15 protein-coding genes are annotated in these 16,840 nt (G+C 72.0%); all 15 read left to right on the top strand.

What is annotated here, in order from left to right; all coding sequences use genetic code 11:
* The first annotated feature begins 35 nt into the window (after positions 1 to 35).
* The 15 genes from lpxD (at position 36) to ACOOHF_RS14550 (ending at position 16,767) form a co-directional block, all read left to right on the top strand.
* Complete coding sequence (lpxD, locus tag ACOOHF_RS14480) at positions 36 to 1,097, top strand: UDP-3-O-(3-hydroxymyristoyl)glucosamine N-acyltransferase (protein ID WP_419935534.1); 1,062 nt, start codon at positions 36 to 38, stop codon at positions 1,095 to 1,097.
* A complete protein-coding gene (lpxC, locus tag ACOOHF_RS14485) occupies positions 1,094 to 2,374 on the top strand; it encodes a UDP-3-O-acyl-N-acetylglucosamine deacetylase (RefSeq protein WP_419935535.1) in 1,281 nt (426 codons plus the stop codon). Before lpxD ends, lpxC begins: the two co-directional genes overlap by 4 nt.
* Complete coding sequence (gene lpxA / locus ACOOHF_RS14490; RefSeq protein ID WP_420462204.1) at positions 2,371 to 3,225, top strand: acyl-ACP--UDP-N-acetylglucosamine O-acyltransferase; 855 nt, start codon at positions 2,371 to 2,373, stop codon at positions 3,223 to 3,225. Before lpxC ends, lpxA begins: the two co-directional genes overlap by 4 nt.
* Positions 3,222 to 4,196, top strand: coding sequence for a Gfo/Idh/MocA family oxidoreductase (locus ACOOHF_RS14495; RefSeq protein WP_420462205.1), 975 nt, complete (start codon positions 3,222 to 3,224; stop codon positions 4,194 to 4,196). The genes lpxA and ACOOHF_RS14495 overlap by 4 nt, the downstream gene beginning before the upstream one ends.
* Positions 4,180 to 4,308 (top strand): hypothetical protein, encoded by a 129-nt coding sequence (locus ACOOHF_RS14500; protein ID WP_419935538.1) that lies wholly within the window; start codon positions 4,180 to 4,182, stop codon positions 4,306 to 4,308. The genes ACOOHF_RS14495 and ACOOHF_RS14500 overlap by 17 nt, the downstream gene beginning before the upstream one ends.
* A 32-nt stretch (positions 4,309 to 4,340) precedes the next feature.
* Positions 4,341 to 5,414, top strand: coding sequence for a lipid-A-disaccharide synthase (locus ACOOHF_RS14505; protein WP_420464379.1), 1,074 nt, complete (start codon positions 4,341 to 4,343; stop codon positions 5,412 to 5,414).
* Positions 5,411 to 7,201 carry a tetraacyldisaccharide 4'-kinase gene (locus ACOOHF_RS14510; RefSeq protein ID WP_420462206.1) on the top strand — a complete coding sequence of 597 codons (1,791 nt, stop codon included), beginning with the start codon at positions 5,411 to 5,413 and terminating at the stop codon, positions 7,199 to 7,201. The genes ACOOHF_RS14505 and ACOOHF_RS14510 overlap by 4 nt, the downstream gene beginning before the upstream one ends.
* Complete coding sequence (locus tag ACOOHF_RS14515) at positions 7,198 to 7,674, top strand: 23S rRNA (pseudouridine(1915)-N(3))-methyltransferase RlmH (protein WP_420462207.1); 477 nt, start codon at positions 7,198 to 7,200, stop codon at positions 7,672 to 7,674. Before ACOOHF_RS14510 ends, ACOOHF_RS14515 begins: the two co-directional genes overlap by 4 nt.
* Entirely contained in the window at positions 7,671 to 8,411 is a 741-nt protein-coding gene (locus tag ACOOHF_RS14520) for a class I SAM-dependent methyltransferase (protein ID WP_419935541.1), read from the top strand. Before ACOOHF_RS14515 ends, ACOOHF_RS14520 begins: the two co-directional genes overlap by 4 nt.
* Positions 8,408 to 10,021: a bacillithiol biosynthesis cysteine-adding enzyme BshC gene (gene bshC / locus ACOOHF_RS14525; RefSeq protein ID WP_420462208.1), complete on the top strand. Its 1,614-nt coding sequence runs from the start codon at positions 8,408 to 8,410 to the stop codon at positions 10,019 to 10,021. The genes ACOOHF_RS14520 and bshC overlap by 4 nt, the downstream gene beginning before the upstream one ends.
* A gap of 110 nt (positions 10,022 to 10,131) precedes the next feature.
* Positions 10,132 to 10,434: a hypothetical protein gene (locus tag ACOOHF_RS14530; protein ID WP_419935543.1), complete on the top strand. Its 303-nt coding sequence runs from the start codon at positions 10,132 to 10,134 to the stop codon at positions 10,432 to 10,434.
* Between the two features lies 1 nt (position 10,435).
* Positions 10,436 to 11,995: a murein biosynthesis integral membrane protein MurJ gene (gene murJ / locus ACOOHF_RS14535; RefSeq protein WP_420464380.1), complete on the top strand. Its 1,560-nt coding sequence runs from the start codon at positions 10,436 to 10,438 to the stop codon at positions 11,993 to 11,995.
* Complete coding sequence (uvrC, locus tag ACOOHF_RS14540; RefSeq protein ID WP_420462209.1) at positions 11,992 to 13,959, top strand: excinuclease ABC subunit UvrC; 1,968 nt, start codon at positions 11,992 to 11,994, stop codon at positions 13,957 to 13,959. Before murJ ends, uvrC begins: the two co-directional genes overlap by 4 nt.
* 178 nt (positions 13,960 to 14,137) lie before the next feature.
* A complete protein-coding gene (gltX, locus tag ACOOHF_RS14545; protein WP_420462210.1) occupies positions 14,138 to 15,637 on the top strand; it encodes a glutamate--tRNA ligase in 1,500 nt (499 codons plus the stop codon).
* Positions 15,634 to 16,767, top strand: coding sequence for a threonine synthase (locus tag ACOOHF_RS14550; protein WP_420462211.1), 1,134 nt, complete (start codon positions 15,634 to 15,636; stop codon positions 16,765 to 16,767). The genes gltX and ACOOHF_RS14550 overlap by 4 nt, the downstream gene beginning before the upstream one ends.
* Positions 16,768 to 16,840: the final 73 nt, after the last annotated feature.

The following is a 16,840-nucleotide window of genomic DNA, read 5'->3' on the forward strand; positions in this document are numbered from 1 at the left end:
CCCCTCCCGGGTCCGCCGAACGAGGCGCCTTTCGCATGCCTTCCTTCACCGTCTCCGAACTCGCGCTGCGCGTGGGGGCGACGGTCTCGGGCAACCCGGACCGATCCCTGAGCGGGGTCGCCTCGCTGGGCGCCGCGGGCCCGGAGGATCTCACCTTCTTCGCCCGGGAAGCGATGCGGAACGCGGTCGGCGAGACGGGTGCCGGGGCGGTCCTCGCCCCGGCCGGCTTCGACGTGTCGGGCGTCGCGTTCAGCGTGTTGACGGTCGATGACCCGGAGTTCGCCTTCGCCAGAGTCGTGCCGCTGTTCCACCCGGAGCGGGAACCACCGACCGGCGTGCATCCGTCGGCGCGGATCGGAAGGGGCGCGCGGATCGGAGAGGGCGTGTCGCTGGGGCGGGGCGTGATCGTCGAGGCCGGGGCGCGGATCGGCCGGGGGACGTGGGTGGGGCCCGGCACGCTGATCGGGCGCGGTGCCCGCCTCGGGGCCGAGTGCCGGATCGGCCACGCCGTCTCCATCCTGCACGACGTCGAGATCGGCGACCGCGTGCGCGTGCATGCGGGCGCCCGCATCGGAACGGACGGCTTCGGGTACGCGGCCGGGCCGGGGGGGGCGCACAAGATTCCGCACATCGGCGGCTGCGTGATCGGCGATGACGTGGAGATCGGCGCGAACTGCACGATCGACCGAGGCGCGCTCGAGGCGACCCGGATCGGCGACCGGACCAAGCTGGACAACCTCGTCCATGTGGCCCACAACGTCCGCATCGGGCGTGACTGCCTCATCACCGCCCAGGTGGGCATCGCGGGCAGCACCGTCATCGGCGCGGGCGCGCAGCTGGGCGGCCAGGTGGGGATCGCCGGACACCTTACGATCGGGCCGGGATCGCGAATCGCGGCCCAGGCCGGGGTGATGCGCGACGTGCCCGCCGGTGCGGCCCACGGGGGGACGCCCGCGCAGCCGCAGCGGGCGTGGATGAAGGCGGCCGCCCACACGCGAAGGCTCCCCGAACTCCTGCGAAGGGTCTCCCGCCTGGAGCGGCGGCTCGGCCTCGGTCGGTCGGGGAGGCAGGATCCGGCGGAAGACGGGACGGCTTGACCGCGCGACAGCGGACGATCGCGCGCCCCGTCGAGGTCCGCGGTCACGGCCTGCATACGGGCGAGGCCTCGGTCGTCACGCTCCATCCCGCCCCCGAAGACACGGGCCTCCGCTTCCGGCGCACGGACCTCCCCGGCGCGCCCGAACTCCCCGCCACGGTCGACGCGGTGGATTCGGTCTACCGCGAGACGGCCCTTCGCCGTGGTGAGGCCATCGTGCGGACCGTCGAGCACGTGCTCTCCGCGGCGCACGGCCTCGGCCTCGACAACCTCCGGATCGACGTCTCGGGGCCGGAGCCCCCCGCGCTGGACGGGAGTGCGGCTCCGTGGTGCCAGCGGCTGCTGGAAGCCGGAGAAGTCGCCCAGAAGGCGGCGGCGGCGCGCTTGCGCGTGGACCAGCCGTTCCGCCTCCGGGTGGGCGAGGCGCGATACGATGTCCTCCCCGCCAGATCGTGTCGCGTGTCCGCGACGATCGACTTCGACCATCCCCTCATCGGCCGGCAGTTCGCGACCGTGCGGCTGACCCGCGAGGAGTTCGTGCGGGAGATCGCGGGGGCACGCACCTTCGGCCTGTCGGCCTGGCGCGAAGAGCTCCACGAGCGGGGACTCGCGCTGGGGGCGACACCGGAGAACACGCTCGTCCTCTCCTCGGAGGGACTGGAAGCCGATCAGGAACTCCGCTTTCCGGACGAGTTCGTTCGCCACAAGATCCTCGACATCGTCGGCGATCTCGCCCTCGTCGGCGCGAGACTGCAATGTCATGTGATCTCGGAACGCCCGGGACACCGCGGCAATCTTGAACTCGCCCGCCGGCTGAGGAGCCGGCTCGGGGCAGAACGAGAGTGGGTGATGGACGTCACCGATATCCTGAAGGTTCTCCCGCACCGCTACCCGATGCTCCTCGTGGACCGCGTGCTCGAGATCGAACCGGGGAAACGCATCGTCGGGCTCAAGAACGTGAGCGCCAACGAACCTTTCTTCGCGGGGCACTTCCCGGGCCGCCCCGTCATGCCGGGGGTACTCATCGTCGAGGCGCTGGCCCAGTGTGGCGGACTCCTGCTCATGGGCGGACTCGAAGACCCGGAGGAGAAGGTCATCTATTTCCTCGCCGTGGACGACGTGAAGTTCCGGAGACCCGTCGTTCCCGGAGACCAGCTCCGGCTCGAACTCGAACTGCTGCAGGGACGGGGGCGGCGCGGCCGGCTCAAGGGCGTGGCGAGGGTGGACGGCAAGGTCGTGGCCGAAGCGACGATCCTCGGCCAGATCATGGATCGGTGACGTCGACCGGCCACGCTCCCGGGTGGCACGCGACCTCGATCATCGACGACGCGGCGCGTATCGCGCCCAGCGCGACGATCGGGCCGTACTCGGTCATCGGGCCCGGCGTCGAGATCGGCGAGCGGGTACGGATCGGTCCCCACGTGCTGATCGAGCGAGACACGAGGGTGGACGACGAAGTGCGGGTCGCCAAGGGGGCGGTCCTGGGCTCGGACCCTCAGGACCTGAAGTACGCGGGCGAGCGGACGTTCCTGGAGATCGGCCCCCGCACCGTCGTGCGCGAGTTCACGACGGTGAATCGGGGCACCGCGGCGAGCGGCCTCACCACGGTGGGGGCCGATACGCTCGTGATGGCCTACGTGCACATCGCGCACGACTGCCGCGTGGGAGACCACGTGGTCCTCGCCAACGGCGTCACCATGGCGGGGCACGTCGAGATCGGGGAGTGGGCGATCGTGGGCGGGCTGACCGGGATTCAGCAGTTCACCCGGATCGGCCGACACGCGATGGTGGGCGGCGGCGCGCGGCTCGTGCGCGACGTGGCGCCCTACACGCTCGTGCGCGGGAGCCCCACGACCCGCACCTGCGGCATCAACCGGATCGGGCTCGAACGCCGGGGGGTCGAGCCGGAGGCGATCCGCGCCCTGCAGGGGGCCTATCGGGAGATCTTCCGCTCCGCCGCGCCGCTCCGGGTGATCCTCGACCGGCTGGGCAGCGAGGAGGAGACGCCGGAGGTTCGTGAACTCGTCGCCTTCATCCGCGACGCGGGGCGGGGGATCACACCGGCCCGGTCCCGCCCGGAAGGGGACCCGCCGCCGGAGGGACGGGAACCGCGACCCGGAGCCGCATGAATCCGATCCCCGCCGGCGTAGTGGGCGTGGGGCGTCTCGGCGCGGCGCACGCCCGGCTCCTTGCCGGGAGCCCCGCCTTCGAACTGGTCGGGGTTCACGATCGGGCGCGTTCGCGGGCGGAGGAGGTCGCGGCCGCCCTCTCCGTGCCGGCGTTCCCCGACGCGGCGGAGCTGCACGCCCGCGCCGAAGCGGTCGTCATCGCGGTGCCGACGGCGGCGCACCACGCGGCGGCGGTCGCGGCCATCGCGGCCGGATGTCACGCGCTCGTCGAGAAGCCGCTTGCGTCGACGCTCGAGGAGGCGGACGAGATCGTCCGGCTCGCGGACGAAACGGGGGTCGTCCTCGGGGTGGGACACGTCGAACGCTTCAACGGGGTCCTGCAGGCCGCCGAACCCTTCCTCGACCGGCCCCGCTTCATCGAGTCGCTGCGCATGGCCCCCTTTCAGCCCCGGGGAGCCGACGTCACGGTAGTCCTGGATCTCATGATCCACGACATCGACCTGGTCCTCACGCTGGCCCGGACGCCGCTGGCGGACGTGCGGGCGGTGGGCGTGTCGGTCATCTCCCCCTGGATCGACCTCGCCAACGCCCGGCTCTCCTTCGAGAACGGAACGGTGGCGAACATCACCGCCAGCCGGGTCTCCTTCAGGACGATCCGCCAACTGCGGTTGTTCCAGCGATCCGGGTACTTCAGCTTGGACCTCGCGGAGGGAACGGGGCACTACTACCGGCGTCGCGACCCGCAAGAGGTGGGGCGGGTCGCCGGAGTCGAGAATCTCGTCGAGCCCATCCCGCTGGAGGCCCCTCCGGGGGAACCGCTGGCGCGGGAACTCGACGCCTTCGCCGATGCGATCGCCGGGCGACCGACCCGGCTGGTTTCGGGGTATGCGGGGCGGGAAGCGCTCGAAGTCGCGACCCGGATCACCCGCGAGATCGAGGAGTTCGTACATGTCGTTGATCAAGATTCGTGAGGAGCGGAAGAAGCTCGGGAGCGCGGTCAAGCGAGGGCCGAAGACCATCGTCCTTCTCGTCCTCCTCGCGCTCGTGTTCATGCTGATGGTCTATCTCGGCCGGTTCTCCTGAGCCCCGCTCCGAGCCCGGAACCGGCGATCTTCATCTCGGCCGGTGAGGCCTCGGGAGATCGGCATGGGGCGGCGGTCGCACGCGCGATCCGGGCGGGGCTGCCCGGCGCGAGGCTGTTCGGGATCGGGGGGCGCGAGATGGAGGCCGCCGGGGTCGCGCGCCTCGCCGGCCTGGAAGCGCTGTCGGTCATGGGGGGGGCGGAGGTCCTCCGGCGGCTGCCCTCCCTGCTCGGGCTGGAGCGCCGGATCCGGCGCCTCTTCGCCGCCGAGGGGGTCGGGCTCTTCCTGCCCATCGATTACCCGGGGTTGAACCTGCGTCTGGCGCGGGCCGCGCGGCGGCAGGGGCGTCGCGTGCTCTATTTCATCGCCCCGCAGGTATGGGCGTGGCGACAGGGAAGGGCGCGCCGTCTCGCACGAGACTGCGACCGCGTCCTGACGGTGCTCCCGTTCGAGGCGGACCTCCTGGAGAAATACGGCGTGGACGCGGAGTTCGTCGGGCACCCGCTGCTCGACGCGCGCGAGTCCGCCAGCCGCCAGCCGCCAGCCGCCGGCGAACGGGTGATCGGGCTCTTCCCTGGGTCCCGCGCGCAGGAGGTACGATTCATGCTTCCGGTCTTCGCGGACGCCGCGCGCCGGCTCGCCCGCCGTCACGCCGGCCTCGAGGTCCGGGTGGCGCGGCCGCCTCACCTGCCCGAGACGCTCTACGAGGGGAGCGGGTTTCCCACCGCGAGCCCGGAGGACGTGCTGGGACAGGCCACGGCGGCGATCACGAAGTCGGGGACGATCACGCTCGAACTCGCGCTCGCGGGGATACCCATGGTCGTGGGGTACCGAACGACGCGGCTGGAATGGGCCATCGGTCGTCGGCTGGTGCGGGTTCCCTCGATCGTGCTGGTCAACCTCGTGACCGGGGCGCGCGTCGTCCCGGAACTGCTGCAGGACCGGCTGACCCCGGGACGGATGGCGTCCGCGCTCGAGCCCCTTCTCGAGGAGGCCTCCCCGGAGCGCCGGGCCATGCTGAGGGGCTTCGCGGCGCTGCGGGACCGGCTCGGCGAGCCCGGCTGCGCGGCCCGGGTCGCCGCGAGAGCGATCGAGCTCCTCGCGTGAGCGCCCGGCGCATCCCCGTCGGCGTCGCGGTCCGGATCCTGCGGATCGCCTTGCCCCTGTGCCGCACCTGGCGTTTCCGGCACCCGGACGATCCCGCGCAACCCTGCCATCCGATCCTGGCGCGCGCGGTCCATGCCTGCTGGCACGAGCACCTCCTGCCGCTTGCATGGCTCTTCGCCGACCAGGATCTGGCGACGCTCGCAAGCCGGGACCGCGACGGCGAGATCGTCTCGCGGATCCTGGGCGGGCTCGGCTACGAGGTGGCCCGGGGCTCGAGCACGCGGGGCGGCCAGGCCGGCTTTCGGCACCTGGCGCGCTCCTATAAGGAAGGGCGTGGCGTCATCCTCACGGGAGATGGTCCGCGCGGCCCCCGGCGCTCGTTCAAGGACGGCGGCGCCCGTCTCGCCGCCCACGCCCGGGGGGCCGTGACGGCGGTCGGGGTCGCGGCCTCGGCGGGCTGGCGGCTCTCGACCTGGGACCGCTTCCTGATCCCGGCCCCGGGTGCCACCGTCTTCGTCTCGCTGGGGTCCGTGCGTCCGAGACGCGCCGCCGGCCCGATCGTCACCGCCGACATCGAAGCCGCGCTCGCGCGCGAGGTGGCCCGCTGCGAGCAGGCGGCCCGGGAGGCCCGCTGGGCCCGCCCGCCCGCGATCGTGCGCCGCAGGCCGGCGCACGGCGTACGCTGGTCCGCGAGCCCGCAGCCGAAGCGCCGGCCGATGAGCGGGGCGCCCAGGCTGCGGAGCGCCTCTGAGCGCCTGGTCCGCAGCCAATGGAGACGCACCCGCCCGTCGCCGCCGCTACGGGTGGTCGCGGGCGCGTACGGACTCATCCACGACGCGCGCCACGGCCTCTACGACAGCGGCCTGCTCAGGACGCACGCCGCCGGCCTCCCGGTGATCTCCGTCGGCGGCGTGACGGCGGGCGGGAGTGGCAAGACGCCCGTCGCCGCCCTCCTCGCCCGCCTGCTGGCGGCCGAAGGTCACCGACCCGCGATCCTCGCTCGCGGCTTTGCCGACGAACTCGAACTGCTCGTCCTCGAAGCGCCGGCAGCCTACGTGTGGGGACACCCGGACCGCGTGCGCTCGGCCCGGCGCGCCACCGCGGAGGGGGCCACCGTCGCGATCCTCGACGACGGATTCCAGCACCGGCGCCTCCGCCGCGACTTCAACCTTCTTCTCGTCGATCGCGACGCGCTGCGCCGCACGAACGGGTCCCGGCTGCCCGCGGGTCCGTTCCGGGAACGCTGGACGTGGGCGGCCGCCCGCGCCGACGCGATCATCTCCACGGGACGGGAGCCGTGGACCCTTGAGGTGGCGGACTTCGAACGGCGACTCCGCGCCCGACTCCGGAGGCGGGGGATCGGGACCCCGATCGCCAGCGCGGTGTTCGAGGCGGGCCCCCCGCGCCCGTCGAATGCCGGTGCTCAGGCGTGGGTCGGGCCGCCGGCGCCCCGGCTCGCCTTGACCGGAATCATGAAGCCCAATCTCTTCTTCGCGCAGGCCGGCGCTCGCTGCGGGTCGGTCCGGGAGGGAATCGCCCTCGGGGATCACCGCGCGCCCGCGCCGGCCGATCGGGAGCGCCTCACGGCGGCGGCGGGGAAGGGAGGTGTACTGACCACACAGAAGGATCTTGCCCGGCTCGGGCCGTTCCTTGGCCCCGACCTGCCGATCTGGGTCCTCCCGGAAACGCTGACCTGGAAGGGTAGGGGCTGGGAGGACGTGAGAGGCCTGATTCTCCACGCGGCGGCATGGGGCCGGAGGGCCGACGACCCGGGAGGCGGAGCGTGACGAGGATTCTCGTGGTTTCCGTCGGACGCAAGCGCGCTTCCGCGATCCTCCGCGCGACGGAGGAGTACGAGGCGCGCCTGCGGCGTTACGTCAGGTTCGACAGCGTCCTCGTAGAGCCGGCCCGCCTGCCGGATGCCCGCGCCGGGGATGCGCGCGAGCGGGAAGCCGCCGCGCTCGAGCGCCGCCTGCCGGACGACCTGGAGTTCGTCGCGCTGACACGGGAAGGAGAGCCGTGGTCGACGCGGAGACTCGCCGATTACCTGGATGCGATGCGCACCTATGGACGTCCCGGAGCCACCTTCGCGATCGGAGGCGCGCACGGACTCGCCCCCCGCCTCCTCGCCCGGGCACGGACCCGGCTGGCCCTCTCGGCCATGACACTGCCGCACGAGGTGGCGCGGCTCCTCCTCACGGAGCAACTCTATCGCGCCGCGACGATCCTCCGGGGCGAACCCTACCACAAGGGCCCATGAGCGCACCCGCGGAGTGGTTTCGGGATTGGTTCGGTGATGCGTACCTGGAACTGTATCCCCATCGGGACGAGGAAGAGGCCGCGCGGGGCGTCGCCCTCTACCGGGAGCGCAGCGGGCTTCGCGCGGGGGCCCGCGTACTGGATCTGGCCTGCGGCGCGGGCCGCCACCTCCGGCGGCTCCGGGCCGCCGGCCTGCGCGCCTCGGGGATCGATCTCTCCGCTCCCCTCCTGCGCGCGGCCCTCGGACGACCGGGCCTCGCCGGCTCCCTCGTACGCGCCGACATGCGTGCGCTCCCCTTCGCCGACACATGCTTCGATGGTCTCGTCAACTTCTTCACGTCGTTCGGCTATTTCCTCTCGCCCGAGGAGGACATTCAGGTCCTCGGCGAGATCCGCCGTGTCCTCCGGCCCGGGGCGCCGTTCCTGATGGACTACCTGAACGCCGCCTGGGTCATGGAGCGCCTCGATCCCGAATCCGTGGGAGAGGTCAACGGCACGCCCGTACGGCAGACGCGCTGGGTGGAGGGAGACCAGGTCTTCAAGCGCATCGAGATCGGCGGCGGGGCGGGCAAGCCCCCTCAGGTCTACCACGAGCGGGTTCGGCTCTACGCGCCCGAAGCGTTGCGCGACCTCCTGCGCGAGAAGGGCCTCGATATGCGGGACAGGTTTGGAAACTACGATGGCGCCCCGTTCGGGCCCGACTCGCCCCGCCTCCTCATGATGGGACGAGCCCTGTGACCCGTTCCCCGGCGAGAGCGACCCCCGAAATCCATTCCCGCATCCTGGCCGAGCCCGGTTCGCTCCCTCACGCAGCCCTCTCGGGGGGCGCCGAGATCGCGCTGCCGAGCGCCGCGGCCCTGGACCCGCTGGCGCTACCCCCGCCACGGGCCGCCCGCCTCGGCCCCGAGGTGTTCGGGACGTCCGGACCCGAGACCCGAAGTCGTCTCGAGGCCGTCCTGCGGGGGGAAGGGTATTTCGTATCGACCGGACACCAGCCCGTCCTCCTCCTCGGACCCTTCTACGTCATCTATAAGACGCTCACCGCGATCTCGCTCGCCGCCCACCTCGAGCGGATGCTCGAGCGCCCCGTCGTGCCCCTTTTCTGGATCGCGGCGGACGACCACGACTGGGCCGAGGTGGGGCGCACGACACTGCTCGATCGGGAGGACGCCGCGCGGACCCTGGCACTCTCCGTGCCGGAGGGTTCCGACCGACGTTCGGTCGGCTCCCACGGACTCTCTCCGTCCATGATGTCGATTCTTGATGAAATAGGTGACATACTTCCTATATCTGAATTTACATCAGGTTATATGAAGTTGATCCGAGATGCATATTCCGAACAGGCGACGGTCTCGCAGGCCTTTGCACGCCTTCTGCACGCGATCCTCGGCGACCGGGGATACGCATGGGTCGACTCCGCCCAGCCGGCGCTTGGACGGGCGGCCGTCCCGATGTATCGGCGCATGCTCGCGGACTGGGGCGCGGTCCTGGAGGCGGGGGATCTCGGAGCGCGACGTGTCATGGAGTCGGGGTTCGAAGCGCCGATCGCGGAGATCGATGGCGCCCTCCCGCTCTTCTTCGACGATGGCGGGGGGCGGCGGCGCCTGAGGCGCGACGGGGAGGGCTTTCGGGCCGCGCCGTCGGGACCGGGAGAGAGCATGGGGACGTGGCGGGGTCGGATCGAGACACTCCCGGCCCGTTTTTCGCCCAACGTCGCGTCGCGTCCGGTGCTCGAATCCTGGCTCCTTCCGGTGGCGGCCACGGTGCTCGGGCCGGGAGAGATCTCCTACTGGAGCCAGCTGCCCCCGCTGTTCGAAGCCCTCGAGGTGCCGATCCCCTCCGTCCAGCCGCGGACGGCGTGGACGCTCATCGAGCCTCGCATCCGACGGATTCTCGACCGGACGGGCGTTTCGGCGCGGGAGCTCTCCGAGGGAGCGGAACCGGCCGTGGCCCGGCTCACGCGGGAAGCACGACCCGAGAACCTGGAACGGGCCCTGCGCCAACTTCGTGAGCGTACGGAGTCGGGACTGGAGGAGGTTGAGCAGGTCGTGGGCGAACAGGTGCCCGGACTCAGGGCCGCGGTCGGGAAGACACGGAGGGGGATGCTCGGCGCGGCCGCCGAGCTCTCGAGGCAGGTCGACCGGGAGACCCGCCGCCGGCTCGACATCCGCTTGGGCCAGGTTCGGCGAGCCGCGGACAATCTCTTCCCCGGGAAACGCCCGCAGGAGCGCACGCTCAGCCCGCTGCCCTTTCTCTGCCGGTACGGACCGGAATTCCTCGACCGCCTCGCGCGCGAAACGGACCGCCGGGTCGCCTCCTCCTTGGCGCCGCCCGGAACGGGCGGATAGCTTTTGCGGCTGAGGGGTATCGGTCGGGGGCGGGTGACTCCAGGGGCCGCTTGCCCGCCCGTCACGGTCGCGGATTCGGGGGCGAAGTTGACGCGAAAAGGCAGTCCACGATGACTATCGCCTTCATGGTGGTCCTCGCGATGATCATCCTCATTCCGGTCCTCGCCATTCTGATCGACTCCCCGCTCTCGGAAGCTCTCGCCCGCCGCATCGGCAGCGGCGGCGATGCGCCCCAGGTCCAGTCCGCCCGCCTCGACGCCATCGAGCAGGAGATCCAGTTCCTGACACAGACGGTCGAGGAGGTCCGCGAGGAGACGGCGTTCGTCCGCGCGCTGGTCGAGGGGGACGGACCCCTCCCGGCGCTGCCGCCGAGCGAACCGCATCGGGCGGGCGGGGGCGACCGGGAGAGCTGACCTGACGGACGCAAAGGCGCCTGGGCAGGGCCGGTCGGCGGCGCTCGTCGGCGCCGGCATACTGGCCAGCCGCATCTCCGGATTCCTGCGCGACGTCATCATCGCCGCCGCGTTCGGGCTGGGCGGCGCCATGGACGCCTACGGCGCCGCGCTCAAGATCCCGAACGCCTTTCGGAACCTCCTGAGCGAGGGAGCGTTGTCCGCCTCCTTCGTGCCCGTGTTCTCCTCGCAGCTCGAGCGAGGCGATGCGGCGTCGGCCCGGAGGCTCGCCCAGGGCGTGCTGGGCCGACTTCTCGCCCTGACCGCGCTCGTGGTCGCCGCGGCGACCGCCGCCGCGCCGTGGCTCGTGGCGCTCTTCGCACCTGGCTTCGATGCGGAACTCAGCGCCGACACGGCACGGCTCGTCCGCATCCTCTTCCCCATGTCGGGCGTGATGATCGTCGGCGCCTGGTGCCTCGGCATCCTGACGAGCCACCGCCGCTTCTTCCTCCCCTTCGTCGCGCCCGTGGTCTGGAATCTGTCGCAGATCGTCGGCCTCCTGCTCGGGGCGCGACTGGGGTGGGCGCCGCTCATCGAGGTGCTCGCCTGGTCCACCTTGATCGGCAGCGGGCTGCAGGTGGGCGTGCAGCTGCCCGCCGTGCGCCGCCTGCTCGGGACGCTGCGTCCGCGCATCGACCGCGGCTTCGAGCCCACGGGCCGCGTCGCGCGCAACGCCGTTCCCGTCGCCGCGGGGCAGGGCATCTTCCAGATCTCGAGCCTGACGGACGTTTTCCTCGCCAGCCTGCTCATCGAGGGCGCGTTGTCCGGCATCTACTACGCCCAGCGGATCGCGCTCCTGCCGCTGGCGCTGTTCGGCGCCTCGGTCGCGGTGGCGGCGCTGCCCTCGATGTCCCGCGAACGGGACGTCGAGGCACTGCGCTCCCACCTCGCGACCGGGGTGCGGCGCGTGGCCTGGTTCATCTTCCCGTCCGTCGTCGTCCTCCTCCTTCTGGGCGACCTCGCGATATCCCTCATCTATCAGCGGGGGGACTTCGCCGCCGAACACGTGCCGGTCGTGCACTGGATCCTGGGCGCGTACGCGCTGGGCCTCGTGGCCACGAGCCTCACGAAGCTGTTCGCGAGCGCGTTCCACGCCCTCCAGGACACGCGCACCCCGGTGAAGTACGCCGCGACGGGGGTCGTTCTCGGTATCGCGGTCGGCGCGACCGCAGCCCTGTGGCTCGACGCGCGCGGCTTCGGGCTTCGCGCCGCGGCCGGCATCGTGTTCGGGGGCTCCGTGGGCGCGTGGATCAACCTCGCCCTCCTGACCCGCGGGCTGGGACGGCGCGGCGGGGGGGGCTGGCTCGCTCCCGTACGGGGCTCGCTGGTCCGCATGGGGCTCGGCGCCCTTCTCGCGGGGGGGGCGGCGTGGCTCCTGCGCGTCTGGCTCGAGGCCGCGCTGCCGGACGGTTTCCTCGGCCACGCCCTCATGCTCGCCATCGCCTTGGCGGGGGGGGGGCTCTGTTACGTGTCCGTGGCGGGCCTCCCGAGGACGCTCCGGACCGTCCGGGGGGATGCGTGAGCCGGGCGGGGCGGCCGAGCCGGACGAACCTCGACGCGTTGCGCGAGCAGGCGCGGGCGCTCCCCCGCGAGCCCGGCGTGTATCTGTTTCGGGATGCGGCCGGCGAGGTGCTCTACGTGGGCAAGGCGAAGTCGCTCCGCGCGCGGGTCGCCTCCTACTTCGGGGCGGAGGCGAGCCGTTCCGTGAAGCTCGTCCGTCTCGTGCGGGAGATCGACAGCATCGAGACCTTCCCGGTGCGCTCGGAAGCCGAGGCGCTCCTCCTCGAATGGAACCTCATCCGCGAGTTCGGACCGCGCTTCAACATCCAGCTCCGCGACGACAAGAGCTATCCGTACATAAAGATCACGGTGACCGAGCCCTTTCCCCGCATCTTCGTGACACGCCGGCTCGACGACGACGGGTCGCGCTACCTGGGCCCCTTCACGGACGTGGGGGCGATGCGCCGCGCCCTGCGCACGATCAAGAAGATGTACACCGTGCGCTCGTGCCATTACCGAATGCCGGAGGAGCTGCCGCCGCGTCCCTGTCTCGACTACCACATCGGACGCTGCAAGGCTCCGTGCGCGGGCCTGCAATCCGAGGCGGACTACCGCGGCATGATCGACGAGATCCTCGAGATCCTGGGAGGACGGACGGGCGTGGTCCGACGCTCCGTGGAGCGGAGGATGGCGGAGGCCGCCGATGCGATGGAGTACGAACGGGCGGCCGAATCGAGGGATGTCCTGCGCGGACTCGACCAGCTCGAGAGCCGCCAGACGGCGATCGATCCGCGGGGCGGGAGCCACGACGTGATCGGCTTCGCGCGCGAAGACGAGGGCGGGTCGGTGTGCGGGATCGTGCTGCGGGTGCGCGAGGGGCGCCTCGTCGGCCGGAGGATCCACTACCTGGGCAACGTGGGCGAGGAGGCGGATGACGCCGTGCTCGGGGCGCTCGTCAAAGGCTTCTACCTTCGGCACGCGGACGATGTCCCCTCCGAGCTGCTGGTCCCGGAGCCCTTCGAGGAACAGGATCTCGTGGAGGAATACCTGTCGGGGCTCGCCGACCGCCGCTTCCGCGTTCGGGTCCCCGTACGGGGACCGAAGCGGGAGCTGACCCGGGCCGCGAACCGCAACGCGGCACACGTGCTCGCCCGGGATCGGAGCGAGCGCGAGGAAGAGCCGGCGGCGGACCGCGGAGCGGGGGGCGTGCCGCCCGCCGCGGCCCGTCTCGGGGAGGCGCTGGAACTGGGACAGCCGGCGCGGGAGATCGTCTGCTTCGACGTGTCGACGCTGGCGGGACGGGAATCGGTGGGCAGCTGCGTGTGGCTCAGCGACGGACGCCCGCACAAGGACGAATACCGCAGATTCCGGATCCGGGAATCGGAGGACGGGAAACCGGACGACTACGCGATGATGCAGGAGATCGTCTCGCGCTACTTCGACCGGCGCGTGCGCGAGGGTCACCCCCTTCCGGACCTGGTGGTGGTGGACGGGGGCAGGGGACAGCTGTCGGCGGCCCGCCAGGCGATGGACGCGGCCGGGGTGTCGGACCTCCCCACCGTGGCACTGGCCAAGCGCGAGGAAGAGGTGTTCCGGCCGGAGTCGGCGCTCCCGCTGCGCCTCCCGCGCACGGATCCGGGCCTGCACTGGCTGCAGCGGGCACGTGACGAGGCGCACCGCTTCGCGCTCCAATACAACCGCACGCTCCGCCGCCGGCGCGCGCTGCGCTCGCGGCTGGGCGAGATCCCGGGCGTGGGGCCGGCGCGCGAACAACTACTGCTAGAGCGCTTCGGGAGTCTCGACATCATCCGCCGCGCCACGGTGGCACAACTCACCCGCACGCCCGGGATCGGGCGGGCGACCGCGGCCTCGATCCTCTCCTCCCTCCGTCCCGACGAGACGGAACCGGGCTACAAGTCGGGCGACGCGTCGGGTTCCACGAGCGACTCCGGGTCCGGTGAGGGCTCCCGGGCAGGGCCCTTCTGATGCGGGGGCGGCCGCCCGCCGGCCTCTGCGCCGCGTGCCGGCATCGGCGCTGGATCACGAGCGATCGCGGGGCGTCCTTCCTCCTCTGTCGGCTCTCGCGTCGCGACCCGAGATTCCCGCGCTATCCCCGACTGCCCGTACTTCGCTGTGATGGCTTCGACCCGGAGGAACCGGCCGCATGACGGCCCCCATGCGCACACGTTTCGCCCCGAGTCCGACGGGGGCGCTCCACCTCGGCAACGCGCGCACCGCGATCCTGAACTGGCTGTTCGCACGCCGCCACGGGGGCGCCTTCGTGCTCCGTCTGGAGGATACGGATACCGAGCGCGGCGTCCGCGACGGGGAAGCGATGATCTACGAGGCACTCGACTGGCTCGGACTCCGGCCCGACGAGGGGCCCCGCGAGGGCGGGCCGTTCGGGCCGTACCGGCAGTCGGAGCGCGGGGCGCTGCACCGCGAACGGGCGCGGGAACTGATCGAGTCAGGCCGCGCCTTCCGCTGCTACTGTGCACCGGACGAACTGGAAGCCCGTCGGGAGGCGGCGATCGCCGCGGGAGAACCCACCGGCCGCGACGCGCGCTGCCGCGACCTCCCGGCGGACGAGGCGCGCCGCTACGAGGCCGCGGGGCGCACGCCGGCAATCCGCCTCCGCGTGGCGTCGGGTCCGGTCGCGTTCGACGACTTCCTCAAGGGCACGCTCGCCATCGATGGAGACGATCTGGGCGACATGGTGCTCGTACGGAGCGACGGTCGGCCCACCTACAACTTCGCCGTCGCGGTGGACGACATCGCGATGGAGATCAGCCATGTGATCCGTGGCGTGGGACACCTCTCGAACACCCCCAAACAGGTCCTCCTGTACCGGGCCTTCGGCGTGGAACCGCCGGAGTTCGTCCACATCCCGACCGTCCTCGCCCCCGGGGGAGGGAAGCTCTCCAAGCGACGCGGGGCGGCCGGCGTCCTCGACTACCGCGAGCGGGGCTTCCATCCGGACGCAATCCTGAACTATCTCTCGCTGCTTTCCTGGTCGTCGGAGGACGGGGAGGAGTTCCTGAGCCGGGGGGCGCTCGTCGAGCGGATCGATCTCGACCGGCTGGGGGCGGCGGACAGCGAGGTGGACGAGGAGAAGATGGCCTGGCTGTCGGGGCGGCACCTGAGGGCGGAGCCGCCCGAGCGGCTGGCCCGGCGCTGGGCCGGACAGCTCGACGCGGAGGGATTGGGCCTGACCGACGCCGACCTCCGCCGCGCCGCGGAGGTATTCGCCAAACGCACGCGACTTGTGACCGACGCCTCGTCGGAGGTCGAGCCGATCTTCCGCGCGCCGCCGCTCGGCGGGGCGGCCGCGCGGCAGGTGCTCTCGGCCCCGGAGGCGGGGGCCGCGATTCGCTTCGCCCGGGCCGCCTGGGAAGAGACGGCGTGGCGACCCGAGCCCCTCGCCCGGACGCTCCGCGGAGCGATGCGGGAGGCCGGGCTGCCCGGGCGGGCCTTCTTCCCGCCCGTTAGGGTCGCCCTGACCGGGCAGCCTCACGGCCCCGACCTGGGGGAGGTCGCGTACGCCCTCGGACGGGAGCGGACGCTGGAACGCCTGGACGCGGCGGCGCCCGGGGCCGCCACCGAGTTCGACACGAGCCACGGCGGACACAACAACGGAAGCAACGACAAGGAGACGAGCGTATGAGCTGGCGCCTCGAATGCGGTGCCTGCGGGCGGCCGGCCGCCCGGCCATTGGCCACGGTCTGCCCCGACTGCGGGAAACCCCTGCTGGCACGGTACGACCTCGCGGACCTCGACGGTGAAGCCCTCCGGCGCGCGTGGGCCGCGCGCCCGGCCGGGATGTGGCGCTACCGCGAGATCATGCCGCTCGACCCCGACGAAGAACCGGTGACGCTCGGCGAGGGGGGTACGCCACTGCTCGAACTCCGGCTCGGCGGCGAGTTCGAGGACATGACGCTCCTCGTCAAGGACGAGGGCCTGAATCCGACCGGCAGCTTCAAGGACCGGGGCCTGTGCGCCGCGATCACGCGCGCCGTGCACGAGGGCGCGACGGACTTCGTGATCCCGAGCGCGGGGAACGCCGGCGCGGCGCTCGCGGCCTACGCGGCGCGGGCCGGCGCGTCCGCCCGTCTCTTCATCCCCGAGGACACGCCGGAGGGCGTCGCCCGGCGCTGCGAGCACTACGGGGCCGAGACGACGCGGGTCGACGGGCTGATCGACGAGTGCGGCCGCCTGTCCGCCGAGTATGCCGCAGAGACCGGGGCGTTCAACATCTCCACCCTCAAGGAGCCGTACCGGATCGAGGGCAAGAAGACGATGATGCTCGAGATCGTCGAGTCGCTGGGCTGGCGGCCGCCCGACGCGATCGTCTACCCGACCGGCGGCGGCACCGGCCTGATCGGGAGCCACAAGACGCTCTCCGAACTCCGCGAACTGGGGCTCATCGAGGGCGGCACGAGACTGTACGCGGTACAGGGCTCGGGCTGCGCCCCGATCGTGCGGGCGCACGCGGCGGGCGCGACCCATGCGGAGCCGTGGCGGGACGCGTCGACCGAGGCCTGGGGCCTCCGGGTCCCCGGGGCGCTCGGAGACTTCCTCATCCTCGAGGCGCTGCGCGAGTCGGAGGGCGGCGCGGTCGCCGTCCCGGACGAAGCCATGATGACCGCGGCACTCGAGCTTGGCGCGGCCGGCGTGGGGGCGTGTATCGAAGGAGGAGCAACCCTTGCGGCCGCACGGGAACTCCGGCGCTCGGGGGAGTTGAGGGACGGAGAAACCGTCGTCCTCTTCAACACCGCGCACCTGCTGACCTATTGAGCGGAGCCCTGGTCGGGCGTTCGTGCGCGGGGGCGGTATTCCGGCTATCTTGGACAGTCGGACAGGTCACACA

Origin of the sequence: Candidatus Palauibacter sp. (genome assembly GCF_965216145.1) — a bacterium.
Lineage (GTDB): Bacteria > Gemmatimonadota > Gemmatimonadetes > Palauibacterales > Palauibacteraceae > Palauibacter.